This window comes from Enterococcus sp. DIV1208, from assembly GCF_050530455.1.
GTDB classification, from domain to species: Bacteria; Bacillota; Bacilli; order Lactobacillales; family Enterococcaceae; genus Enterococcus_B; species Enterococcus_B hirae.
Window position 1 is genome coordinate 783355 of record NZ_CP172887.1, and the last position, 25801, is coordinate 809155.

At 35.6% G+C, this 25801-nt stretch carries 18 protein-coding genes; 17 read left to right on the forward strand and 1 reads right to left on the reverse strand.

The window, feature by feature from the left end; all coding sequences use genetic code 11:
- Nucleotides 1-3 precede the first annotated feature (3 nt).
- The 17 genes from IGK91_RS03685 (at nucleotide 4) to IGK91_RS03765 (ending at nucleotide 23920) form a co-directional block, all read left to right on the forward strand.
- The gene (locus IGK91_RS03685; protein ID WP_081115122.1) at nucleotides 4-2055 is read left to right on the forward strand and encodes a DUF7657 domain-containing protein; all 2052 of its coding nucleotides are present in this window, start codon (nucleotides 4-6) and stop codon (nucleotides 2053-2055) included.
- Between the two features lie 222 nt (nucleotides 2056-2277).
- Nucleotides 2278-3531, forward strand: coding sequence for an EpaQ family protein (locus IGK91_RS03690; protein WP_010738177.1), 1254 nt, complete (start codon nucleotides 2278-2280; stop codon nucleotides 3529-3531).
- A 213-nt stretch (nucleotides 3532-3744) separates the two neighbouring features.
- Nucleotides 3745-4551, forward strand: coding sequence for an ABC transporter permease (locus tag IGK91_RS03695; protein WP_010719739.1), 807 nt, complete (start codon nucleotides 3745-3747; stop codon nucleotides 4549-4551).
- 11 nt (nucleotides 4552-4562) lie between these two features.
- Nucleotides 4563-5783 carry an ABC transporter ATP-binding protein gene (locus IGK91_RS03700; protein ID WP_010719738.1) on the forward strand — a complete coding sequence of 407 codons (1221 nt, stop codon included), beginning with the start codon at nucleotides 4563-4565 and terminating at the stop codon, nucleotides 5781-5783.
- On the forward strand, nucleotides 5773-7359 hold the full coding sequence (locus IGK91_RS03705; protein WP_081123065.1) for a class I SAM-dependent methyltransferase: 1587 nt from the start codon (nucleotides 5773-5775) through the stop codon (nucleotides 7357-7359). The genes IGK91_RS03700 and IGK91_RS03705 overlap by 11 nt, the downstream gene beginning before the upstream one ends.
- A gap of 37 nt (nucleotides 7360-7396) precedes the next feature.
- Complete coding sequence (locus IGK91_RS03710; protein WP_430605331.1) at nucleotides 7397-9535, forward strand: glycosyltransferase family 2 protein; 2139 nt, start codon at nucleotides 7397-7399, stop codon at nucleotides 9533-9535.
- 206 nt (nucleotides 9536-9741) lie between these two features.
- On the forward strand, nucleotides 9742-11133 hold the full coding sequence (locus IGK91_RS03715) for a sugar transferase (RefSeq protein WP_010738174.1): 1392 nt from the start codon (nucleotides 9742-9744) through the stop codon (nucleotides 11131-11133).
- 17 nt (nucleotides 11134-11150) lie between these two features.
- On the forward strand, nucleotides 11151-12191 hold the full coding sequence (locus IGK91_RS03720) for a glycosyltransferase family 2 protein (protein WP_010738173.1): 1041 nt from the start codon (nucleotides 11151-11153) through the stop codon (nucleotides 12189-12191).
- A gap of 253 nt (nucleotides 12192-12444) precedes the next feature.
- Entirely contained in the window at nucleotides 12445-13290 is an 846-nt protein-coding gene (locus IGK91_RS03725; RefSeq protein WP_010719733.1) for a LicD family protein, read from the forward strand.
- Nucleotides 13291-13302: 12 nt separating this feature from the next.
- Nucleotides 13303-16020, forward strand: a complete 2718-nt coding sequence (locus IGK91_RS03730) for a DUF5776 domain-containing protein (protein ID WP_181934217.1) — start codon at nucleotides 13303-13305, stop codon at nucleotides 16018-16020.
- Between the two features lie 234 nt (nucleotides 16021-16254).
- Nucleotides 16255-16956, forward strand: coding sequence for an IspD/TarI family cytidylyltransferase (locus tag IGK91_RS03735; RefSeq protein ID WP_010719731.1), 702 nt, complete (start codon nucleotides 16255-16257; stop codon nucleotides 16954-16956).
- A gap of 9 nt (nucleotides 16957-16965) precedes the next feature.
- Nucleotides 16966-18027 (forward strand): NAD-dependent epimerase/dehydratase family protein, encoded by a 1062-nt coding sequence (locus IGK91_RS03740; RefSeq protein ID WP_181934218.1) that lies wholly within the window; start codon nucleotides 16966-16968, stop codon nucleotides 18025-18027.
- Nucleotides 18020-18994 carry a glycosyltransferase family 2 protein gene (locus tag IGK91_RS03745; protein ID WP_010719729.1) on the forward strand — a complete coding sequence of 325 codons (975 nt, stop codon included), beginning with the start codon at nucleotides 18020-18022 and terminating at the stop codon, nucleotides 18992-18994. Before IGK91_RS03740 ends, IGK91_RS03745 begins: the two co-directional genes overlap by 8 nt.
- Before the next feature lie 40 nt (nucleotides 18995-19034).
- Nucleotides 19035-20471: an O-antigen ligase family protein gene (locus IGK91_RS03750; protein ID WP_430605332.1), complete on the forward strand. Its 1437-nt coding sequence runs from the start codon at nucleotides 19035-19037 to the stop codon at nucleotides 20469-20471.
- Between the two features lie 138 nt (nucleotides 20472-20609).
- Complete coding sequence (locus tag IGK91_RS03755) at nucleotides 20610-21434, forward strand: LicD family protein (RefSeq protein ID WP_010738169.1); 825 nt, start codon at nucleotides 20610-20612, stop codon at nucleotides 21432-21434.
- A gap of 80 nt (nucleotides 21435-21514) precedes the next feature.
- Nucleotides 21515-22486, forward strand: a complete 972-nt coding sequence (locus IGK91_RS03760; protein ID WP_081123071.1) for a glycosyltransferase — start codon at nucleotides 21515-21517, stop codon at nucleotides 22484-22486.
- Between the two features lie 9 nt (nucleotides 22487-22495).
- Entirely contained in the window at nucleotides 22496-23920 is a 1425-nt protein-coding gene (locus IGK91_RS03765; protein ID WP_010738167.1) for a lipopolysaccharide biosynthesis protein, read from the forward strand.
- Here IGK91_RS03765 and IGK91_RS03770 read toward each other — a convergent pair.
- Nucleotides 23917-25611: an IS1182 family transposase gene (locus IGK91_RS03770; protein ID WP_113803737.1), complete on the reverse strand. Its 1695-nt coding sequence runs from the start codon at nucleotides 25609-25611 to the stop codon at nucleotides 23917-23919. The two genes, IGK91_RS03765 and IGK91_RS03770, sit on opposite strands and share 4 nt — an antisense overlap.
- Nucleotides 25612-25801: the final 190 nt, after the last annotated feature.

Sequence of the window (25801 nt, forward strand, 5' to 3'; positions counted from 1 at the left end):
CGCATGGAAAAACAAACAAGACGCGCGCAACGAACAGCCGTGAAGCCTGAGCGCACAGATCATTCTGTTCTTGATGTCTTTCTAAAACTTCGTTACCTCATCGGATTGCTAGTCATTGTAGTTATTGTGACGTTTAATTTGAATGGTAGTTCATTGGGTGTATGGGATAAATATGTATCGCAACGAGATGACGGAAAGAAAACTGATGTCATCTTCGGGCAAAATAGGGAAGTTCGTTCAGATGAATGGCTCGTGCAAACACCTTTTTATCTTTCACAAGCTGAAAATGACTATCCTTTAGTAAATCCCGATTATTCCTTAAATGGACAAAATATGATCATTGCTTATAATTCTCCTGTTAAAGATATCACAGTTATTGGTAAACCATTCAATTGGGGATTCTTTTTCTTGGGAAGAGATCGTGGGCTTTCGTTTTATTGGGCAATGAAATTAGTGGTCATGGTTTTATTGGGGTATGAAGTTTTAATGATTTTGACAAAAAGAAAAAAAGCTTTATCACTCGTAGGCGCCTTTGCCTTAACTTTCTCACCAGCAGTCCAGTGGTGGTTCATGCAACACGTGGGAGATCTGATTTTCTTCACATTAGGACTAATGGTTGCTTTTTATCATTATTTTTACCAACATCAAAAAAAATGGGTACGAGCAATGATGATGAGTTTGATCGTCATATTTGGTCTAGGTTTTATCCTGGTGATTTATCCAGCCCATCAAGTTATGCTTGCTTATTTACTTGTCTTTTATTTTGTTGGGTTATTGCTCTATTATGGGAAGCGAATCACTTGGGATTGGTTTGATGCAGTACTGATCATTGGGGCAATATTATTTATAGGTGGCGTACTGATCCACTTTTGGTTAACCTCTAAAGATGCGTTACTGGCTTCTTTAAATACCTTATATCCAGGAAAACGAGTAAGTACAGGAGGAAAATGGCATTTAGGAGAGTTCTTTTATTTTCTGACAAACTGGAAAATTTCGTTTAAAGATATCAATTTTTCTAATAATTCTGAAGTTGCTCTGTTTTATCATTTCTTCCCGACCGTCTTTTTAGCAAGCCCATTTGTTTTATTTGGTAAAAAAAATAGTGAACAAAAACTGTTTGGACGGATTTTAATGCTCTTTTGTCTGTTTTCAATTTATTGGATTACTTTAGGATTACCAAAATGGCTCGCTGAACTCACTTTATTATCTTACGTGCCACCTTTTAGAGCAATATTAACCTTTAGTTTTGCAGCTTGCCTCTTAACCATATGGTTTATTGCCTATATTTGGCAAGAAGATGTGATCCCAACATGGTATAAATTTTTCCTATTGTTGGCGAATGCGGGAATCTTTACGTATGCTTTGGTCAATTCCAAAATGACAAAATACTTTACCGAATTTGAGATCACTATGATCGTGATTGTTGGTACGTTAATCCTGGCATTTATTCTGTTCCGACGTTGTCGATTGTTCTATCTTTCGTTTATCGCTTTGATTGTAGCTTCAGGTTTCTTTGTGAACCCAGTTGTAGAAGGAACTGGTGCGATCTTTGAAAAGACTCTGGCAAAAGAGATAAAAGCAATTGATCAGGCAGATCCACAACAAGTATGGTTAACAGAAGATGAGCTGTATAACTTTACACCAACATTAGGCGTAAAAGCTTTTAATTCGGTACGCTTTTATCCAGACATGAAGGCATGGGCTAAAATTGATCCAGATAAAAAATATGAAAAATATTATAATCGATATGCCCACACACGTGCCTTTATTGCTAAAGAAAAAACTTCATTTGTTTTAGATCGTCCAGATATGTTTTCTGTGACCCTCAACTTTAAAGATGCTGAAAAGCTTGGAATCAAATACGTGGTCAGCAAACGCCCGTTAACTGATTATAATCAATTGTACCAAGCACAATTCACTCAACTATACGGTCCTGATAAAGATGGTTATATGATTTTTGAAGTAACCTATCCTGAAAACGATCCATCTACAGCCAATAATGCTGTGAATAATACGGATAACCAAGTAGATGAATGGTCGTATACAGGCGGTTGAGAAAGTAATTATTAGGTATTGAGTAATTGATATGGGAGTGTAAGGAAGTAAATTTCTTTACTGCTTCTTCTGAAATTGCTCAGTACCTATTTTTAGGTTCCATGTTTTTTCTTTTAAAAAGACTGGATGAAGCACTAAAAGTGAGTTTTTTATCAATTAATCTAAAAATAGCATTGCCGTTTGTTTTTAAAAAACAGTATAATAAAACAGTATGAAAGGAGGATGGAGATTATTCAGACGGTTATTGGAAAATTAATAAATAAAATGAGTGTTGGATTACTGATTCTATTTCTTTCTGCTATTTATTTTGTATGGACAGCAGGCCTAGGCAATGCTCAAGCGCTTTTTTTATATGACAACAGTGCGCAATTTGTTACGTTTGGCATTGTCATTTTATTTATTTTAAACGTATATAAAGGACGAAGAGCTGACTTTATTTTTTTAGCAGCGGCAATGCTTATTTATTTTCTGTTTGATCATTTCCGTGAAGTAAGAGCAAGTTCTATGAATGTAGATCTTTTGATCCCGCTAATCATAGTCTTTTGTTTGACGGTTAAATGGATTCAGTTTGATAAGTTAGATCGTTCGATTTTTATTTTAGTATGTTATGTCTTTCTTGGCATTACGTTATACCGCATTTTTACTGAAATAAAAATTCCTGATGGTGAAAGTATTTGGTTGCCTGATAATAAAGTTTCCGATATTTGGATCAACACGAATACGATTGGTAGTACTTTAATGACCCTCTCCTTACTGATCAGTGGGTTTGCCAGTTCATTTGAGCGCTGGTATGTTCGGGTATTCGTTGGATTTCCGAGTGTGATTGCTGGGATTATTGGTATCTGGGTCTGTCAATCAAAAGGTGCTTTAGTTGCGATGATCGTATTTGTTTTACTGGATATTTGGCCAAAACAATTGTTCAAAATAATACGAGCGCCATTTTTAGCCTACATGATTGTCACGATTTTTGCGTTGCCAGTTTCTTACTTAGCAGCTCATTCCGAGCATCTAAATCTCTTTACTGGTCGTGAAGAAATTTGGTTGAAATTCTATGAGACTATTTCAGAAAAAAGCGAACAAGTCTGGGTTGGAATGAAACCGTTCATTTTTCAACGTGGAAATCAATTTTTAGGAAATCACAATAGTTATAATTCATTTTTAAATCTATATGGATTGCTGGGTGTCATCATCGCAGGGGTACTAGTCTTAATTTATGTAGGTCGATTGACCTTAAAAGCAGATTTATCGAATGGACAAGTAACCTTTTTATGGGCATTCTTTGCGGTGATGATCCAATCCTTTATGGAAGATACTTTAACTTCTTTTCCGTGGGTACCTATCATCTATCTGTTATTGGGAATGGCAAGTCACCGGTATGATGATTTAAAAAACGTTGCAAGCAAGCGGAAAATAGCGAATCAACAAACGAGGGAAACGACAGACGGCTCTTTATCAAGAGTAGCACGCCGACATTAAATATTTAGATAAGAGCTAGTTGAAACAAGTTATTCTTGGGTCAGCTAGCTTTTTGCTTCATTGCAATTAAATTATTTCTTATGTAAAATAAAAATGTTAGCGTAAAGTTGCTTAATAGAAAATTAAGAAACTAAGAATATCACAGTCCGTGAGTAAAAGTGTGGTAAAATGGCACATGACTGTAATTAACAGAATTTGCTTGGAGGAACACAAATGTTTAAAGATCTGTTTTTATTTATGAAGGATATCTACCAGAATAGAAAGCTCTTGCTTCAGTTTTCAGTGAATGACTTTAAGTCTCGCTATGCGGGCTCTTTTTTGGGAATTTTATGGGCATTCATTAATCCTGTCTTTACCGTATTGATTTATTGGTTGGTCTTTGGTTTTGGATTAAAGGCAGCGATGACAGATGGAAAATATCCTTTTATTGTTTATTTGATTACGGGAATGATCCCATGGTTCTTTTTTTCTGACGCGTTTACATCAACGACGTTAGTTTTCAGAGAATACACTTATTTAGTAAAAAAAGTTGTATTTAATATCCGCATTTTACCAACTACGAAAATTTTATCGAATCTATATGCACATCTTTTCTTTATTTTCGTTGGTTTAGTGGTGGTTATTGGACATGGAATCTATCCAACTTGGATGACGCTCCAACTGATTTATTATTTATTCTGTATGTGTGCTTTTTTAACCGGCTTAACATGGTTGACAGCATCAATTCAACCATTTCTACCAGACATCATGCAATTGATCACGATTGTCCTACAGTTGGTTATGTGGACATTGCCAATCCTTTGGAGTCCAAGTCAGTTCAATCCAGTGATCGTTCAAATCTTAAAATTAAACCCACTTTATTATGTCGTGCAAGGATATCGTGAGTCTTTCTTAGGACAAGCTTGGTTCTGGGAACACGGAATGTATACTCTCTATTTCTGGGTATTTACGCTAGCTATCTTCGTTATTGGATCTGCTGTGTTCCGTAGATTGAAACCACATTTTTCAGATGTGCTGTAAGGAGTATGAATATGACTGAATATGCGATTAAATTAAAAAACATTACAAAATCTTATAATATGTACGCAAAACCATCTGACCGTTTTCGTGAAGCTTTGAATCCCTTCAAAAAATCTTACCATGACGTTTTTTATGCGTTGAAAAATATCAATGTGGAAATTAAAAAAGGGGAAATGATCGGTTTTGTCGGAGAAAATGGTTCAGGAAAATCCACCATGCTCAAAATCATTACTGGCGTTTTGACGCCCACATCTGGAACAATGGAGATTGAAGGGAAAATATCTGCACTATTAGAACTAGGTTCTGGGTTCAACCCCGAATATTCTGGCTATGACAATATTTATTTGAATGGCATGGTGTTAGGCTTTTCTCGTGAAGAAATCGATGGAATGGTCGGAGACATCATTGAATTTGCTGATATCGGCGAACATATTTACCAACCAGTAAAAACATATTCCAGTGGGATGTTTGTTCGTTTAGCCTTTGCGGTAGCTATCAATGTCAATCCAGATATCTTGATTGTCGATGAGGCTTTAGCTGTAGGGGACCTTGAGTTCCAGTTGAAATGTATGGAAAAATTTACTGAAATCAAGAACTCAGGTAAAACGATCTTATTCGTTTCCCATGACATCAGTTCGATCCGCCGTTTTTGTGATCGATCCTATTGGCTAAAAAATGGTGAAGTGGTTGAATATGGGGATACCATGGATGTCACAACGAACTATGAAAACTTTTTAAAGAAAAAATCAGTCAAAACAGTTGATCGAAATAAAAATCAAATGGAACGTTTTGCAGCGCCTGACATCGTTGATGTACTGAGTGCGGAATTATTGGATAAAGAAAAAAATCCTGTTGACGTGCTTGATCAAGGCGAAACACTGTATGTCAAAGTAACCTATGAAGTAAAAGATGATTCGATCAAGAATCCTGTTTTAGGGATTGCCTTACGAACTGTCGATAATTTTTACGTTTGTGGTTTAAATACACTGTTGGACGGCATCAAAATCCCTTGGAAAAAAGGCAAAAATGTTTTCTATTTAGAATATGAAAAACTAGGCCTGCTAGCTGGTGAATATTATTTTGATGTGGCAATTTTTGAAGAAAATGCCACCGTACCTTTAGTTTACAAAACAAAATATATGAACTTATTTGTTAATGGTTCATATATTGGGGAAGGAATCGTGGTCTTAGACCATAAATGGGAAGAAGGTTATCTAGCCGATGAAGTATGATTTTGAAATGGACTTAGATGAACAAAGTAGTGTAGGGAAAATTGCTGCCCAAATTAAACCAGGCAGCAAAGTCTTGGAATTTGGACCGGGAAACGGCCGATTGACCAAACATTTAATCGGAGCCAAAAATTGTCAAGTAAGTATCGTCGAATTAGATAAAGAATTATTCGATTTTGTCAGTGAATTTTCACAAGATGGTTTTTATGGAGATATTGAAAGTTTTGAGTGGGCAAACTATTATGCAGGGCAAACCTTTGATTATATCCTTTTTGCCGATGTTTTAGAACATTTAGTGAACCCAGCTGAAACATTAAAAAAAGTGAGAGAATTTCTCAACGAAGATGGAGAAATTTTAATCACATTTCCGAATTTAGTCCATAATTCTGTGCTGATCCATTTATTCAACAATGAGTTACCATGGGCTTCTTATGGCTTATTAGATGAAACACATAATTCTTTTTACACACACGAAGGTTTTAAAAAAGTGTTTGAAAAAGCTGGTTTATCTATTAATATTGAGGATTACCTTTACTTAGCTGTCGGAGACACAGAATTAAATTCAACTTATGAAGAATTACCCGAAGCAGTTCGCTATGAGTTCAAAATGCGACCTTTCGGAGAAGTTTATCAATACTTCTTTTCTTTGAAAAAACACACTGAGAATAGTCACATCTCACAACCACAAAATTCGAATTATGTTCGAATGGTGGAAGTGATCCAAAAGACTGCAAACAAAGAAGTCTCCCAAAAATATCCTTTCAACAATTATACGGGAGAAAACCAAACATTGACTTTTCCAATTGCCGGGGATGTCGAATCGGTCATTTTTAAATTTGCTGATCAACCAAGTTTTATCGAATTTAGCGGGGAATTGGCGGGGAACAAAATTGATTTCATCCAATCTAATGCAGTAATCAAAACACAAAATGATTGCTATTTATTTGATGGTGAAGTAACGCCACAATTTACTCTATTTGGTGTCGCAGGTCAAGAATTGACGATCCATTGTCATTATCGGTTTATCGGGGAATTGACACAAACCATGAAAGAACTACTTGAGGCAGTCAAACCTTTAGCGCAGATCGAGCAACGTCTAATGGCACAAATCACTTCGCTGAAAAAAGAAAATGAACAAGTGCGATTGACAAATGAAAAATTAGCTAACGAATTACAGATGACGACTGACCGTTATTGTAAACTGATAACTGAGGAAGAATTCGCAATTAAACCAAGAAACCGCAAGCTTCGATCGAAAGAAACAGCAAAGAAAATTCAAGCAAAGGCGATTTCTCTATGCGTGGATAGCAAGCATTGGGATCCAGAAACGAAAATTTTGACAATCAATGGTTGGGGAATTTCTAACGCACAACGTCAGCCGTTATCCTATAAGTTATCTGTGAACCAAGCACCATTTTTTCAAGCCTTGCAGTTTGAACGGCCAGAAGTAAATGAGGCGGAACAATTGCCAGCGGGAACAAAAGCTGGTTTTGAATTGCAAATAAGATGTGAACGAGAAAAATCTTTTTTAATTGAAGCTGTTGCTGAAAATGGCGAATCCTGGTTTATCGAGATATAAGAACGAACTTATTTTTAATAAAGGAGAACAAAAGCTCGTGCAAAAAAAAGAGATTGCTGTATTTATAGACCGAATTACTCGTGAAAGAGCAACTGGGGATTTATTGATTGTTGGCTGGGCGGTTGATGAGGTGACGAAAGAAATTCCGATCATTAAAGTCGATAAGGACAAAGTATCTGCCGAAGTCACCAATGTTGTTCGTTTGGATATCAATCATTTATACAATCTGGATGTGAAAACACCGAGTGGTTTCAACATCCGATTATCTGGAAGAATGAGAGGTAAAGCGATTTTAGATTTCCAAACAAAATCCCATCAAAATGGGATTGCGGTGAAATTGAATGGTCGTTATCCGTATGACGATGGCCTTGAAACAAACTGGGAAAAGAAAAAAAGATTGCTTCAAAAAGGATTCAATTATGCACGGACACACGGAGTGAAAAAAGCGATCCGACGTGTCAAGTTTGAAATGAAACCAGCTTCTGTGGATTATACCGAATGGATCAAACGTCATGAACAGTTTGATCTCCAAAAGCAACGTCAAGATGCTAAAGGATTTGAATATCGTCCATTAATCTCAGTACTTATGCCAGTCTACAATGTCGAAATCAAATGGCTGGAAAAATGTATTGATTCTGTTTTAAAACAAACGTATGATCACTGGGAACTATGTATCAGTGATGATGCATCAACTGATCCTAAAATCAGAAAATGTTTAGAAAAGTATCAAGCTAAAGATCAACGAATCAAAGTCGTTTTTAGAGAAAAAAATGGGCATATCAGTCTAGCGACCAACTCTGCTTTGGAAATGGCAACAGGAGAGTTCATAGCGTTGTTAGATAATGATGATGAACTACCGCCTTATGCGTTGTTTGAAGTCGCAAGCGTCTTGAATCAGCGTCCTGAACTTGATGTCATTTATAGCGATGAAGATAAGATCGATGCAGAAGGTCAGCGTTTTGATCCTCATTTTAAAGCGGATTGGTCACCAGATACTTTAATGGGCAATAATTATATTTCACATTTAGGGGTTTATCGTACCAGCTTAGTTAAAGAAATCGGTGGATTTAGAAAAGGATATGAAGGTTCTCAAGATTATGACTTGGTACTACGAATCACTGAGAAGATCCCAGCTGATCACATTTATCACATTGATAAAGTACTGTATCACTGGCGCACGATTCCGGGATCTACTGCCAGCAATGGTGAAGCGAAGAGCTATATTTATGATTCTGGAGTCAAGGCATTGACTGATGCACTCGATCGTAGAGGAATTAGAGGAAAAGTTCGTCCTGGACGAATCTCTGGTTTCTACGAGGTCAATTATGAAGTGCTGCAAGAAGACTTAGTTAGTGTCATTATTCCCACTAAAAACGGATATGATGACTTAAAACTATGTATCGACTCAATTATTGACAAAACAACCTATTCCAACTATGAGATCATTGTTGCTGATAACGGTAGTACCGATCCTAAGATGCAGGAACTATTTAAGGAATACCAGCAACGACTAAACGAACGTTTTATAGTGGAATTGATCGATATACCTTTCAATTATTCTAGGATCAACAATCTGGCGGCAGAAAAAGCAAGTGGCAAATATTTATTGTTCTTAAACAATGATACGGAAGTTATTGAGCCTGAGTGGATGACCAATATGGTTGCCTATGCGCAATTTGATCGAATTGGCTGTGTCGGTGCCAAACTTTATTACCCAGATGATACGACACAACATGCTGGTGTGTTAATTGGTATTGGTGGCGTTGCTGGTCATGCGTTGAACAACTATGACCAAACACACTGTGGTTACTTTGGTCGGTTAGTCATCGATGTCAATTACTTAGCGGTAACAGCTGCCTGTATGATGGTCAAAGCCAGTGATTTTCATGCGGTCCATGGCTTTGATGAAACATTAGCAGTCGCTTTCAATGATGTGGATTTATGCCTGAAAATTTATGAGCTAGGTCGATATAACGTTTATGCCCATCAAGTTGAACTTTATCATTTTGAATCAAAATCAAGAGGCTATGAAGATACGCCTGAGAAGCAAAAACGTTTTGCAGGTGAGATAAAGAAAATGCAAGTGAAATGGCCAGGATATATCAACCATGATCCTTTTTATAACGATAATCTGACAAAAGAAGGAATTGGAGATTTTTCATTAAGACCAGATTAATTAAGAAATGAAAATAGAAACTATCATGCAATCAGTTAAGAAAGCATGGTAGTTTTTTTTTCGTAAAATGAGATATTAAAAGCAAGCGTTATAATTGTAGAGCAGTAGTTTTTTGTAATTCTGTTACAATTTGTTTATTCACTAGGCTTTTAAACCCTGCTATGGTAAGATAATAGGTGCATTATTTTGTGATTAGGAGTGTATATATGAATAAAAATGGGGAATGGAGTGCTGCAAGACGAATATTCATTATTTTAATGGATGTTTTGATGTACAATGTAGCCATATATAGCAGTTTCTTACTGAAATTTCATGGGGAAATACCCATGCGGAATTTTGAAACTTTTCAACATTCAGCAATCTTTATTTCTGTTATATTTATTGCCTTGAATATCTTATTGGGCGTATATGTTTTTTATAATCGAACGGTCAGCGATATCGTGTTTGTCACGGTTATTGGTCAAGTCTTAATGACATTGGGGATCATGGTCGTCACCTTTGCTGGACGCTGGTTTGCTTTCCCACGAGGCGTAATTTTACTGTCATTTGTGCTAGCGACCATTTTATTGAGTCTTTACAGAATATTAATCTATAAGTTGTACTTGAAAGTCAGTCGTGATAAGAAAGTCGTGATCGTTGGATCAGAAAAAGATGTGGCACCGGCCATACAAAATTTCAGTTCTAAAAAAAATAATAAGCATAAAGTAGAAGCGGTTGTCATCGATCACTACTATGAAAATGTGAAAAAAATGATTGATCAAATGGATATCGTCTATCTGGCTTCACATATTGAAGAAGCAGAAAAAGTAAAAATCTATCAATTAGTGACAAAAAATGAGAAGAAATTATTTCTCAATACGACATTTGAAAACTTAACGATGATCAATCCAAACATCATGAACTTTGAAGATGAAAGTATTATTGAAGCTTCAGGATTCAGAATTCCACCAGAATATGAATTATTCAAGCGGTTGTTTGATATTATCGTTTCGTTGATTTTACTGATCATAGCCTCACCTTTCATGTTATTAACTGCTATTTTAGTAAAAGTTACTTCACCGGGTCCGGTTATTTATAAACAAATTCGGATCACTAAAAATCAAAAAGAATTTTCAATCTATAAATTTCGCTCGATGACTGCGACTGCAGAAGCCAAATCAGGACCTGTTTTGGCTAAGAGCAACGATGCTCGTGTCACTCCAGTGGGTAAATTTATCCGAGCAGTTCGTTTTGATGAATTACCACAAATCTTTAATGTATTAAAGGGAGACATGTCGATCGTTGGTCCTCGACCAGAACGTCCTTTCTTTGTTGATCAATTCAATGCGGAAAATCCTTATTACTATTTGAGACACAATGTACGTGCTGGGATAACGGGTTATGCGCAAGTTTATGGGAAATACGTATCAGATTACAACAGTAAATTACGGTTTGATTTACTTTACATCAAGAAATATTCTTTATTGCTCGATTTAAAAATATTATTACAAACCATTAAAATTCTTTTTGATAAGATGTCTTCTCAAGGCTTGGAAGAAGATGAGAATGTTCATTCATTGGCAGAGATTGCTTTTCCAAAAGAGAAAATCTTTCGCTAGTTGAGAGGTAGTGAAAAATGAGTAACCCAAAATTTAGTATCGTCATACCCATTTATAATGCTGAAAGCACGATTGCTCGTACGATCGCATCTTTAAAAGAATTTGATTTTACTGATTATGAAGTTTTGTTAATCAATGATGGTTCGACAGATCAAACGGAAGCAATCATTACGAGACTTATTGAGAACGACCCTAAATTTCGACTGATCACAACGGCTAATCAAGGGCCTGGTTTAGCAAGAAATGAAGGGATTATGCAAGCCCAAGGAACTTACATCTTATTTTTTGATGCGGATGATACGCCGAAAAAAGAAGTTTTATCTGATTATGACAAGCTTTTAGCTAAACATCCAGACACCGATTTGATCGTTAGTTCATTTATCTTTCGAACGATGGACGGAGAACAGATTATTTCAGAAAAAGAAAATTTAGTGACGGAGCATCATTATCAAAGTCATGATAGTTTTATAAAAGACATGTATCGATTAATGAACGATCAGTTGATGTATGTAGTTTGGAATAAATGTTATCGAAGGGATATTTTAAAACAGAATCAGCTTCTTTTTAAAGGATACAATAGCTGTGAAGACCGTATTTTTAATTTGCATTATTATAAATATTGTCAAAATGTCCTGATGAACCCGAAAATTTCTTATATTTATGAATTTGAAGGTGGCAAAGGAATCACGAATCAGTACCGTCCCAATAAATTTAGTACCTTCAAAGAGTTCTACCAATTAGCAAATGAAGTGACGAATGAAGTCGATAAGCCAGGAATGGCAGCTCTCCATTTAAAAGGAACGACGTCGGTCATCTTTTCTATCTATGGCACTTCGACACGGACAGCAAAAGAAAAAAAAGCTGAAGCAAAGCAAATATTAACGGATCCAACTATTGTTGAGGCGAAAAAAATTGCTTGCACCGACTCTACAGTAAAAAAAGTAACGAAGCAATTGTATAACCTGCCTTGTTCATTCTTTTTAACTGCTGTACGCATCGGAAGTTTTGTTGAAATAAAGATGCCAGGATTGATGGCAACACTAAAACGAGTGTATTAAATAAGCGACCGGAATAGCAGGGTGATATCATTTGCTTTTCAATCGAAATAAAAAAGCAGTGACAGCTGTCATGGCTTTATTCTCACATTTATAAAAGTGTTAGGATAAAAGTTTCTTCTAACACACTATTTATTCGAGTTTGGGTCTTTAGGTTTTCCTTTTGACCCACACTCTTTTTTTGCAAATTTAGACAGATTCTATTTCGGATAAAAAAAATAGTTATGATAAAATAAAAATAGAGGGAGCTGTAAGTATGTATAGTAATGATCCTGAATTAAGAAATGTCCAGCAGGTAGTGTTAGAAATCGCTCAATATTTTGTCGATTTTTGTAATAAACACGACCTACTTTGTTATTTTTGTGGTGGTGGCTGTATTGGCTCTATCCGTCATCAAGGTTTTATTCCTTGGGATGATGACTTGGATTTTTTTATGCCTAGACAAGATTATGAAAAAATAAAAGAACTATGGCCAAAATATGCTGATGTTGAACGCTATCCGCTATTGGTTGCTTCTGAGAATTACAATGATCATAATTCATTTATGACCATTCGAGATGCAAATACCACATTTGTCAAAACGTATCAAGAAGGAATGGCTATTCCTCATGGTATACCGATTGATATTTTTCCTTTGGACGGTGCGCCTGAAAAAAGTGCGCAACGGAAAATCCAAAAAATGTGGGCGCTCGTTTATGCATTGTTTTGTTCTCAGGTTGTGCCCGAAAAACATGGAGGAATGATGGCAACAGGTAGCAAGGTGCTTTTAAGTACGTTCTCTTCGCCCAAAATCCGCTATAAGATTTGGCGTTTTGCAGAAAAACAAATGAGTAAGTACTCATTCGGATCGACACCTTATGTCACAGAATTATGTGTCGGACCTAAATATATGGGAAATATTTACCATTTGGAAGATTTTAAATCAGCGATTGTTGTTCCCTTTGAAGAGACAAAAATGCCAATTCCTGTTGGATATGACCGCTATTTGAAACAGGTCTTTGGTGACTACATGCAATTGCCCCCTGAAGAAGAACAACAGCCTCATCATGAAGCTGTTCTTGTTGATACTAAAAAAGCTTACAAAGTAAACGATACAGTATGAAGGAGAAAAGAGATGAAACGGATTTTTTCTGGTGTACTTTTATGTACATTATTATTAAATAGCTCTATTTCCAATACTTATGCAATTGAAAATATAGCTAAAACTTCTCAATCTAGTCAAGAACAGAAGGCTATGAATGAAGTGGGAACTGAAGAAAAGCAAATGAACGACTCGTCTGATTCAGCAACACTTACCACAACTAACGATACAAAACAATCGGATAGTTCGACAACTACGGAAACATCTACGGCTGAGACTTCTTCGACAGAATCCAGTATGACCAGCAGCTCGACAATCCCCACTCAAGAAAGTACCAGCACTTTGGGTTCCGAGACCGCCAATTCTACGAGTGATTCTACCGAGGTCCAACCAGATGCTAGTCAAGGTGATTCAAGAGAAGATGCTGAACTCGGGAAAAGAGGGACAAACCATAAAAAAGGTACTTATGCCATGCAACCGTCTGGCAGTCAGTATGGGATTATGACGAGAATGAGGGAACCTGATAGTGTATATGCCGATAATCCTAATTTACCAAGAAAAGACTTCATTGATGTCGCTAGTTGGAATGGAACAATCTCTGTTGCTGAGTATCAAAAAATTAAAAGTTACGGGGTTACGGGAGTAACCGTCAAGCTCACTGAAGGAACATCTTATACTAATCCGTATGCGCAAAGTCAAATCAACAATGCTAAAGCTGCAGGACTAAGCGTGTCCGCTTATCATTATAGCTTGTATACATCTGTCCAGACGGCTCAAGCAGAGGCAAAATATTTTGCACAAGCAGCGTCAAAATTTGGTTTGCCCAAAAATGCGATCATGTTCGATGACGCAGAAGACCCAAACTTGATTTCCAACGGACGCGATACGCAAAAAAATGCTCTGGCTTTTAATCAACAACTAAAAAATCTTGGGTATTCTAATGCTGCACTATATCTTAGTAGAGGCTGGCTAGATAGTGGGTACATCAATCCTGCTCCCTTTAATAAAGAACGTATATGGGTCGCACAATATCCTTATACTCCAACACAATCGATGCAGTGGAACAATGATTATGGCGCTTGGCAGTGGTCGTCTAAAATGTATTTCCCAGGTTTGGCTAATTATCAATCACGTCCCTTTGACATGTCGATGATTTACAGTTCTTTTTTTGGAACGCCAAATACAGGAACCGGACCTGACCTAAATAAATATTATACGACAAATCCTGGAATAGTCATCCTCAAGAAGGATGATTGTTTTTACAATGATGTGAATTTTACCAGTCCTGGAATGACTGTTAAAGAAAATACTTTAGTTACTGTGAAAAGTATTCAAACAACCGCTAGTGGGATTCCACGCTTATTTACAGATCACGGTTATTTAACAGCAAATAAATCATATGTTGTAGCGGCTCAAAGCAATATTGATTCTTATTTTACAACGAATCCTAAAAAAGTTCGTTTGAAGACCGATGATTATTTTTATGCAGATACAGCTTTTACCCAGCGTTTGAATAAAGTCACGAAAGGTACAGTGGTGGAAGTAGAAAGCTTAGCTTACACGGACTCTGGTATTTTCCGTTTAAAAACAAAAAATGGCTATTTGACTGCGAATAAAAATTTGGTCGAACAGTATCGTGATATCTCTGATATGTACTATATGACAAATCCAGGACAAGTCATTGCTCAGACAAATGATCGTTTTTACCAAGATGTCGAGTTTACAAAACCAGGAGAATCAGTCTCAGCTGGTACGGTCATCAAAGTAACGGGAATTGAAAAAACAAAGAGTGGAATACCTCGATTAAAAACAAATAAAGGCTTTTATACAGCAAATAGAGACTACGTGATCGCAACTGTAGCATCAATTGATAATTACTATACGAAAAACCCTGTTCGAATCGTCATGAAAGCCAATGATACTTACTATCGAGACACAGACTTTCTCCATAAAGGAAAAGCAGTGACGAAAGGATCGCTTGTATCTGTTACAGGTGTCGTATACCGTGAAGGTCAAGTACCGCGATTGCTTACGCCCGATGGCTATTTGACGGCTAATAAAGAGTATGTGCAAGAAGTGCCAGATAATATCTCAAACTATTATTATAGTAATCCAGGATATGTGGTCATGAAGACAAATGATACGTATTATCATGATGTCAATTTCAGTCAAAAAGGGGAGGCAGTCTCTAAAAATGAATTGATTGAAGTCCAAAATGTGGTATTTACAAGTGGTGGAATCCCACGGTTAAAAACGGCAAAAGGCTATTTGACAGCAAATAGAGGTTATGTAACACAATTAGTGAGTGACAGTGATAATTACTTTATCGAAAATCCAAGAAAAATTGTTATGTTGAGGGATGATCGCTATTATTCTGACATAGACTTTAAACAACCAAGTACCGCAATTGCGAAAGGTACGGTGATCGATGTCTTAGGTATCGAGTATACAGCTGGTGGAATCCCACGATTAAAAACCAATAAGGGATATGTTACAGCTAATAAAGGGTATGTTACAGCTGCTGCGAATGCAAATGATAATTATTTTGTGACGAATCCTAAAAGAGTTCAACTGTTGATGAATGATTACTACTATAAAGATCTCAGTTTTACGCAAAAAGGAGCTGCAATTAGCAAAGGAACGATCGTAGAGATCCAATCAATCGAATATACCCCATCAGGACTTCCACGATTAAAAACAGCTGATGGTTATGTGACTGCAAATAAAAAGTATGTTCAAAAAGTAAACTAAAAATAAATAAATCAACACATCAATCGAATGTTCTATCATTCTTTTGATGTGTTGTTTTTTTGTATAATACTTATATTTCACCGAGGCTCAGTGGAAAACATTGAAAGTTATTGGCAGTTGTGAGAAAATGTAAAAGGTTAAATATGGTTTTTATTGAACGGATAGTGAAATAATAGGCAAGTTTTCAATACCTATTTAGTATAAATACACATAAAAGAAAGGAATTTATCTCATATGATTACAGCTATAATTATTGCCGGTGGCGTTGGCAAACGAATGGGGCAGGATATACCAAAACAATTTATTAATATCGAGGGGAAGCCCATCATTATTTATACATTGGAGTCATTCCAACACCATCCACAGATTGATCGAATTCTTGTTGTATGTAAATCAGGTTGGGAAGAAACCATGTGGGCTTATATCAAAGAGTTCAATATCAGTAAAGTCCAATGGGTGATTACTGGCGGATCTAAAGGACAAGAATCAATCAATAACGGTGTACAATTTTTAAAAGATTATTCAGAGGATGATGACACAATTATCATTCATGACGGTATCCGTCCATTGGTGGATGAACTCGTCCTATCAGATGTGATTGTGAAATGTAAGGAATATGGAAATGGTGTGACTTCATTACCGTATAATGAACAGATTTTTATTAAGAAAACCGAAGAAACGACACAACAATATGTGGATCGTAATACGTTACGACGTGTTTCAACACCACAAGCATACCAATATGGTAAATTACTATCTGCTTATAATCGGGCGGTCAAAGAAAATATTGGAATGACAGACTCATCTTATACCAATACGATGATGGTGGACTTAGGTGAAACCTTGTATTTTGCGGCTGGTTCTGATAAAAATATCAAATTGACCACAACCGATGATTTAGAGCTTTTCAAAGCATATTTAAAAATGAAAGATTAGGTGAAGAGGATGTCTTTAATAAATAATCCACTATATAAAGATGATTTGCTGAAGGTAGTCGAACATACTCCTGATTTAAAAAGTTTGGATGGTCAATCTTTACTCATGATTGGTGCCTCAGGTATGATTGGTTCTTTTTTAGTCGATACGTTAATGTTAGCAAACCAGTATTTAGGGGTTAATATTAAAGTATATGCAATGGGAAGAAATCGTCAAAGATTGGAAGAACGATTCTCTCCGTATATCTCTGATCAAAATTTTGAGATCATCGAAGGAGACGTGACAGATCCGTTGCCTTTTTCTATTAAGGCTGACTATATCATCCACGGTGCAAGCAATACCCATCCAAAAGCTTATGCAACCGATCCAATTGGCACGATTATGACGAATCTTGCTGGTACAGAACAAGTATTGAAACATGCTGTAGCAACAGAACCGAAAAGAGTGCTTTTCCTTTCAACTGTAGAGATCTATGGCGAAAATCGTGGAGACGTTGAAAAGTTTTCGGAAGATTATTGTGGTTATATTGATTGCAATACTATACGTGCCGGCTATCCGGAAGGTAAGAGAGTCAGTGAGTCCCTTTGTCAGGCATATATTGCGAAGCATCAATTAGATATTGTGATTCCAAGATTATGCCGTACATTTGGCCCAACGATGCTGTTATCTGACTCTAAGGCTTCTTCTCAATTTATCTTGAATGCAGTGCATGAAGAAGATATTGTATTAAAGAGTGAAGGAAACCAGTATTTTTCCTATATTTATGTAGGTGATGCTGTTTCAGCGATGCTTCATCTCCTTATTCACGGTCAGAATGGAGAAGCTTATAACATCTCTAATGACAGTTTTGATTTGCATCTAAAAGAGCTTGCTCAAAAACTTGCTGAAATTAGTGGGAAGCAAGTCATTTTTGAATTACCTGATGCAATTGAACAACAAGGCTTTTCTAAAGCAAATACGGCTATTTTAAATAATGAAAAAATTAAAGATACTGGCTGGTTCCCGATCTTTAGTCTAGAAGAATCACTGAAGCATACAGTACAGTTAGTTAAGGATGAAATACATGTGTGAAATTAGTATCATCGTACCTGTTTATAAAGTTGAAAAATATTTAAAAAAATGTGTAGATTCCATTCTCGCTCAGACTTTTTCCGATTTTGAACTGATTTTAGTGGATGACGGTTCACCTGATAATAGTGGACGTATTTGTGATGACTATGCAAAGAAGGATGCTCGTGTACGGGTCGTCCACAAACAAAATGGTGGATTGAGTAGTGCAAGAAACGCGGGAATCGAAGTAGCCAAAGGAAAATATTTGGGCTTTGTTGACAGTGACGACTATATCGCAGAAGATATGTATGAACTTTTATATAAAGCAATCATCAAAGAAGAGGCAGACTTATCGATCTGTGGTATTTATGATGTCTACGAGGGAAAAGATCCGATAATCAAACCCACAATCAAAAAAACAGTAACCGCTGAAGAAGCGTTATTATTAATTTTACAAGGAAATATCATCTCTGTTCATGCAGTGAACAAACTCTATAAGCGAGAACTGTTTTCAACTATCCGCTATCCAGAGGGAAAATATCATGAAGATTCTTTTATTATTGTAGATTTATTGAATCAATGCCACAAAGTAGCCATTGACTCTGAACAAAAGTACTATTATTATCATCGTCTTGGAAGTATCAATACAGAAAGTTTTTCAGAAAAACAATTTGAATTTATTGAAGCTTGGGAAAACAATGAAATAAAGCTCAAAGACCGAAGTCAAGAAATCAAAAAAGCAGCACATCAACGTGTTTGTTTTGCTAACTTTTTAGTTCTCGATAAGATTATAGTAGCAAACGTAACGGATCGTCCGGAAACAAAAGAAATCGTAAGTTATTTAAGACATAACTTTCGATTCATTATGGAGAATGAGATATTTACCAAGAGTCGTAAGTTTTCTACATTACTCTTAATGATTAGCTTACATTTATATAAGTTTCCAGTAGAATTTAGAAGGAAACATATAACTAAAACTAAAGATTAACCGTTACGGTGATTGATCTTTTATACTAATGGAGGATAAAATGTTTACTAAATTTTCAAAGCAATTCCATAGTATAGGACAAAAAATAGCATTGCCCTATATTGTTTTTTTTGAGCTTGTCTTAATCTGTCGGATGGTTAGTGTTTATTCCACACTACCACCAAAAATCGATTCCATCTTTTCGATGATTATCATGTTATTATCAGGAGTCATTTTCCTTAGCCACTTTTTACCAATGATTCTCGAAAAAAAGAAAATAAAAATTGAATATTGGTTAATTGTTTTTATAGTGATTCTAGCAATCAGTACATTGTTGAATCGAGAATATGCTTTCACGGAAAACATCAAACTGATTATTTGGCAATGTATCTTTTTCTTTTGTGTATTTGAAGTGGGAAGAGAAAATAACAAAAAACTATTTACTGTGTTTGAAACGATTCTTTTAGTTGTTTGGTCTGCACTTGTCCTATTTTCTCTTTATTTGTTTTTTGATCGTGTAAGTTTTTCTACGCCAGTTAAATCATTGTATTATGGCATGCGAATCGGTTTTTTTGAAAATCGTCTTTATGGGATTTTTGTTGATCCAAACTATGCGACAACTATTTCATTGGTTTGTATTATTTTTGCCCTTAGAAAAGCTATTTTTAATCAAAAGCTATGGGTGAAAGTTCTTTCTATTTTTGTTATGTTTGTTCAATTTAGCTATATTTCTCTCTCAGGTTCAAGATCTGGTATGATCCAATTGGTAGTTGCGGCCTTTTTTGGTGTTTTCTTCTTTTACTTATTTTATCAGTCGAAAAAAAATCAATCGTTAGTATTGAAAGTAGTAGGAGCAACAGTCCTAGCTGCGATTAGTTCAGCCGTTGTTTTTGGTGGCGTATCATTGATGAAAACAGGTTACGTCAATGTAGCAAACCGTGTGGAAATCACAAGTCCTAAGGTCGTTGACTTTTTTGAAAAAGATTCAGAGAAAAAAATTCCTGACGAAAAATTGGTCACTACCGAAAGACCGGATGTTGTTGAAAATAAAGATATTTCTAACAGTCGTTTTGCTTTATGGAAAAGTGCAACTGAATTGATGCGACTTGAACCCATTTTCGGAACAACACCAAAAGGTTTTGTGGCAATTGCCAAAGCTAAAATCCCAGAGACTCATATTGCTAAAACGGGGCAAACACCTCACAGTGCCTTTTTCTATCTATTAGCAGCAACTGGTATCTCTGGAACAATTGTTTTTGTCCTATTTTTACTATCAAAAATGTGGCAGTCTTTGCGGATTCTATTTGCTACAAAGCAAAAAAATTATCTGGAATTTCTGATAGATAATCAAATTGTGTTGATCATCTTAGTCTCTAGTTTATTGATTACTGAAATTATACTAACTAGACGTTCTGCAACATTTATTTTCTGGTTGTATTTAGGAAAACTTCAATATGATTTCGATCAACAAAAACAATTGAACAGACTGGAAAAATAATTAAGGTAATAGGAAAAATCCTTGCAGAGAAACAAAGGATGCAAGGATATTTTCTATTATTGGTCAATTTGATGATCAAAGGCAAATAAATATTCCCGTTCGTTAGTAAAAAATTTAATTGGATATAGGAGACTTCTTATGAGAGAATTAACAATGGCAGAGGTACAAAAAAAAGCAGTTGATATTTTAGTTTATATTGATAAAATCTGTCGTGAAAACAACCTAAAATATACCATATTTTATGGAAGTCTGATTGGTGTTGAACGCCATCAAGGTTTTATCCCTTGGGATGATGATATTGATATCGTGATGCCCCGACCAGATTATGAAGAATTGCTTTTGATCTTAAAAAATGATACAAATTACAAGTTGTTGTCCTTTGAAACAAGAGAAAATTTTAGATATCCATTTGCAAAAGTGATTGACCCAAAAACTGTAGCTAAAACAAAGCAGTTTTTTAGTGGGGAAGAACCTGATTTAGGCGTTTTTGTTGATATTTTTCCTATTGACGGCATTCCAGATTCTGCTACAGAACGTCAAGCTTTAAGAGAGACAACAGAGAATTATCGTCTAAACTTAATGGACACTTTGGGATTAGCTTATGCTCGAAGCTTTGATTTTTTGAAAGCAATCGTAAAATTAGTAGTGCGTTATCCTCATCATAAAAAATTATTGAAAATCGGAGATAATGTCTATTGGCAAAAAAAATATCAAGAAGCTGCTAAAAAAATCCGATTTGGAGATACGGACACATGTGGTTATTTAGAATGGATCCATATTGATTGGGGTGTTTTTCCAACGCAATGGTTTACTGAATATGAAGACGTCGAATTTGAAGGACACAAAGTAATGGCTATTAAAAATAGAGGAGATTTTCTTACATTGCGTTACGGAGATTACATGACAATGCCACCGGAAAATGAACGCGTGACACACCATCCGTATAACTTTTACGAAAAATAGCCTCTCGAAATGGTTACAAAAAGTAAGACGAAACAACAAAGTAGCATCTTTAATACTATATCTTAGAAGGAGTGAAGTAAATGCGTGAAAAACTGCAAACAACTGTTGTAATGGCTACATATAATGGCGAAAAAAATATTATAGAACAGCTCAATTCTTTGAAAAATCAATCTCAAAAAATTGATGAAGTTATCATAAAAGATGATTGTTCAACTGATCAGACAGTCAATATTGTACGAAGATTCATTGAAGAAAATCAGTTACAGGCTACCTGGCAATTGATTGTTAATGAAGAAAACGTTGGATGGCGAAAAAACTTTTTTAAACTGCTGGATCTAGCAAGTAAAGATGTTGTGTTTACTTGTGACCAAGATGATATTTGGCATGAAAAAAAGATTGAAGAAATGAGTCGTACTTTTGCGAATCAACAAGTTCAAGTTTTAGTATCAGATTATCATGAATTAGTAGAGCCAGGTGGTTTAGCAGAAGAGTTAAAACGGGTTGATACAGAAAAAATAGAGGGACAATCAGAAGAACGAGTGGTTTTTAATGAAAACAACTTATTCCTAAGACGTCCAGGCTGTGTCTATGCTATTCGCCAAAGCTTTATTGCGAATGTGATGCTTTATGCTTCAAGAATGGAGAATGCAGTCCATGATATGTCCATGTGGGGAAGTGCTGTTTTAAGCAATGAGTTATTTCTCTTAAGAAAACCGTTGATTGAATGGCGTAAACATGGTCAAAGCTCTTTTAAAAAAGAAATTGACCAAGCAAACAAAGTAACAGCCTACCAAAAAAGACTAAATACGTTACGACGAAGATTGCAACGTGTACATGCAGCCAATAACTATTTAGCTAATTTAACTGATATAGATGATTTTGAGAAGAAACAAAAAATGCTCTTGTCAATGATTGATGAACTAGAAATGCGTATTGCTATATTGGAAAAGGAACAGTTATCAACAATTCTTGCTTCTTTCTTCCGCTATAAGCGTAAATTTTATTTTGGTACTGATATCTATCATCTTATAAAATATAAGTCAGGAAAGTGAGGTATCAGCATGAACCATAAAGCAAAAGCTGTCGCAAAAAATCTATATTATACCGTAGCAGCTAACTTTGCTACATTAGGTATTTCTGTCCTTTTAAATTTATTTGTTCCAAAATTATTAGGAGTGACTGAATATAGTTATTGGCAACTCTATGTCTTTTACTCTTCTTATGTAGGATTCTTACATTTTGGTTGGATTGATGGTATTTACTTGAAAATCGGTGGAGAAGAGTACAAAGACATTGATAAACGTTCTTTAGGATCGCAGTTTTGGTATTTAGCGATATTTGAATTTTTTGTTTCGATTTTCGTTATTTTATGGGCTTACTTCTTTATGCCTGGAGAATACCAAGCACTGATCTTGATTTTGACAGCTGTTGTTTCTGTAGTGACCATCGTTAAAACATTTATTCTCTATATTTTCCAATCAACAAATAGGATTAAAGAGTATGCCCAGTTATCAAGAAATGATCGCTATTTATATGTTGTCTTAATCGGTATATATTTTGCCACAGGTGGGCGGGAATTTTACTGGTTGATCATTATGGATATCATTTCAAAATTAGTGATTACAATTTGGGGAATGACCCGAATAAAAGATATGCTGCAAGTTAAAATGATTGGTCTAAAAGAACTAGTACCTGAAATCTTAGATAACATTAATATTGGTAGCAAATTAATGTTGAGTAGTATTGCTAGTATGTTAATTATGGGTACGATCCGTTTCTTTGTTCAACAACAATGGTCAATCCAGACTTTTGGTAAATTATCTTTTACTTTAAGTATCTCTAATATGTTTTTGACCTTTATCAATGCGGTGGGGATCGTCATGTTCCCGCTTTTAAGAAGAACAAATCGAGATCGTCTTTCCTCTTTATTTCAAACACTAAGAGGTGTATTTGTTCCTTTGACGTATGCTATTTTGATTTTTTATATTCCAGCAAAAATCGTTTTAGGCATGTGGCTACCTGAATATGAAGTTAGTTTAAGATTCATGGGGATCTTATTTCCAATCGTTATCTATGAAGGAAGAATGTCCTTATTAATCAATACCTATTTGAAGACATTGCGTAAAGAAAAAACGATTCTAATGGTAAACGTCTTGACGTTGACCTTATCCTTACTTCTTTCTCTATTCGTCATTTTCATCATAGGGAATTTAAACTTAACTGTCGGATTAATACTTGCTAGTTTAGCATTCCGTTGTAATTTAGCTGAATTTTTCTTGTGTAGAGATATGAATATTAAAATTGGTGCTAAAATGTTTTTAGAAACCTGTCTAACTTTATTATTCATTTTTAGTAATCTTTGGTTTGATGGCACTTATATGAGTATGGTTGCCTATATTGTGATATATATCATTTATTTAGTGATTGTCCATCGTGGTTTTTTGAGCGACTTAAAAGATTTGCGATACTTAGTCAAAGATCATTAATATAAAGAAGACAGTGAGAGAGTGGGACAATAGTTCTTTCTCAAAAAGAAAATAAGTTCGATTTTGATGTTTATTGTCAAAATCGAACTTATTTTTTCTGTTTTGCGCACTTTCCTCTCCATATATTTTCCTAATTTTCTTAAATTTAATGCCATCAGTGCCAAACCAATATCAATCGTTGCTCCTTGTTTCCCACGCAAATGGAAACGATGGAACGCCAAATGAGCCTTTAGATGTCCGAACACGGGTTCGACATCAATTTTTCGTTTCCGATAAATCGAACCAGTTTTCTCCTCTAAAAGATTTTTTCTGCATTCTGCTTTGAAATAGCGCCAATTATTATTTACTTGAATTTTTCGCTTTTGTTCACTTTTCGCACGCGTACATTGACGACGAACTGAACAGTTCCGACAATCCTCACATTCATAGATTTTGAAATCTCGAATAAAGCCACCTTTATCTTTTCTGCGACTATAATTTTTGAACGGTACCGGACGATTCGCTGGGCAAATATAGGTGTCTTGTTCTTCAAGATAACGCCAATTCTCCACGTTAAACGGATTATCCTTGTACTTCTTTTTATTTTCTTTGTGATAACTGCCATATGTAATTAAGGGAGTTTTATGTAGAACATCGTTGATATACATGTAATTTTCTTCGCTACCATACCCTGCATCTGCCACAATGTACTCCGGTAACTCCTTATGTCGGTCTAAAAAACTGTCTAAAAATGGATTCAATGTTTTGGTGTCTGTGGGATTTGGAAATAATTCATAGCTCAAAACATACTGATTTTCGGTGGCGATTTGTAAATTATAACCTGGCTTGAGCTGTCCATTTCGCATATAATCGTCTTTCATCCGCATAAAGGTGGCATCAGTATCTGTTTTTGAAAAGCTATTTCGTTCTTGAAATAGTTGAGCATACCGTTCATACTTTTGTTTTCTTGGCAGATAATCCGTTTGTACCTGTCGGAGATATTTTTTATACATTCTTCTTTTTTTCTTTAGTTGACTTTGCTTTTCTTTGCATTTTTCATGTGTTAATTGTACTTGTGTTTCATGGAGTTCAGCTTCTAAATGATGAGCGACTTCTTCTAACTGGTCGCTCGTCAATCCATCGGATTGACTTTCTTCTTTTAAGCAAGGAAGAATTTCCTCTTGATAAAGCGTTTGATAAAAAGCTTCTGATTTTTCATCTAACAACCGTTCATACCGAGTGGTGGCTTTACGCCAAACAAAGCTGAACTTATTGGCGTCTGCTTCAATTTTCGTACCGTCAACGAAGATGGCTTCATTATCTATCACTTGATTGGTTATCAGTTGACGGCGAAACAACACAAAAGCCTCTGCTAGAAGCTGAGCTGTCGTTTCCTGACTTCTGAATCGATTGATCGTGCGGTAACTCACTTGTTCATGATTGGCTAGCCAACGCATACGGTAACTATCGTCTAATAAAAATTCGATCTTTCTGCCAGAAAAAACACGTTGCGTGTAGGCATAAAGAAGAATTTTCAACATCATTTTGGGGTGATAGGCTGGACGTCCCAGCTGTTGTTCAATTTGGTTGAAGAGCGCTTGCGGGATTGCTTCTACTAACGAGTGAACCGCAAAGGCAACATCCGTTTCTGGAATATAATGTTCTACATCTAGTGGTAAAGTTGTTTGGTTGATGGTATAATTTTTAAACATAAGGCACACTCCTTTGATTTTTGTTTAGGCACTTTAATCATACAAGGTTGTGTGCTTTTTGTGTACCTTAAAATCAAAAAAAAAAATGGGGCAATAATCAGATTTTTTTCTGACTATTGTCCCACTCTCTTATTCTTGCAAAAGGTGATAGAGAAATACATTCTTGACCAACTTCTGCCAAGGCAATAAC

Bases quoted from the DNA above. Each gene is read 5' to 3' on its own strand.
- IGK91_RS03685 (WP_081115122.1), top strand. From the start codon at position 4: ATGGAAAAACAAACAAGACGCGCGCAACGAACAGCCGTGAAGCCTGAG.
- IGK91_RS03690 (WP_010738177.1), top strand. From the start codon at position 2,278: ATGGAGATTATTCAGACGGTTATTGGAAAATTAATAAATAAAATGAGT.
- IGK91_RS03695 (WP_010719739.1), top strand. From the start codon at position 3,745: ATGTTTAAAGATCTGTTTTTATTTATGAAGGATATCTACCAGAATAGA.
- IGK91_RS03700 (WP_010719738.1), top strand. From the start codon at position 4,563: ATGACTGAATATGCGATTAAATTAAAAAACATTACAAAATCTTATAAT.
- IGK91_RS03705 (WP_081123065.1), top strand. From the start codon at position 5,773: ATGAAGTATGATTTTGAAATGGACTTAGATGAACAAAGTAGTGTAGGG.
- IGK91_RS03715 (WP_010738174.1), top strand. From the start codon at position 9,742: ATGAATAAAAATGGGGAATGGAGTGCTGCAAGACGAATATTCATTATT.
- IGK91_RS03720 (WP_010738173.1), top strand. From the start codon at position 11,151: ATGAGTAACCCAAAATTTAGTATCGTCATACCCATTTATAATGCTGAA.
- IGK91_RS03725 (WP_010719733.1), top strand. From the start codon at position 12,445: ATGTATAGTAATGATCCTGAATTAAGAAATGTCCAGCAGGTAGTGTTA.
- IGK91_RS03730 (WP_181934217.1), top strand. From the start codon at position 13,303: ATGAAACGGATTTTTTCTGGTGTACTTTTATGTACATTATTATTAAAT.
- IGK91_RS03735 (WP_010719731.1), top strand. From the start codon at position 16,255: ATGATTACAGCTATAATTATTGCCGGTGGCGTTGGCAAACGAATGGGG.
- IGK91_RS03740 (WP_181934218.1), top strand. From the start codon at position 16,966: ATGTCTTTAATAAATAATCCACTATATAAAGATGATTTGCTGAAGGTA.
- IGK91_RS03745 (WP_010719729.1), top strand. From the start codon at position 18,020: ATGTGTGAAATTAGTATCATCGTACCTGTTTATAAAGTTGAAAAATAT.
- IGK91_RS03750 (WP_430605332.1), top strand. From the start codon at position 19,035: ATGTTTACTAAATTTTCAAAGCAATTCCATAGTATAGGACAAAAAATA.
- IGK91_RS03755 (WP_010738169.1), top strand. From the start codon at position 20,610: ATGAGAGAATTAACAATGGCAGAGGTACAAAAAAAAGCAGTTGATATT.
- IGK91_RS03760 (WP_081123071.1), top strand. From the start codon at position 21,515: ATGCGTGAAAAACTGCAAACAACTGTTGTAATGGCTACATATAATGGC.
- IGK91_RS03765 (WP_010738167.1), top strand. From the start codon at position 22,496: ATGAACCATAAAGCAAAAGCTGTCGCAAAAAATCTATATTATACCGTA.
- IGK91_RS03770 (WP_113803737.1), bottom strand. From the start codon at position 25,611: ATGTTTAAAAATTATACCATCAACCAAACAACTTTACCACTAGATGTA.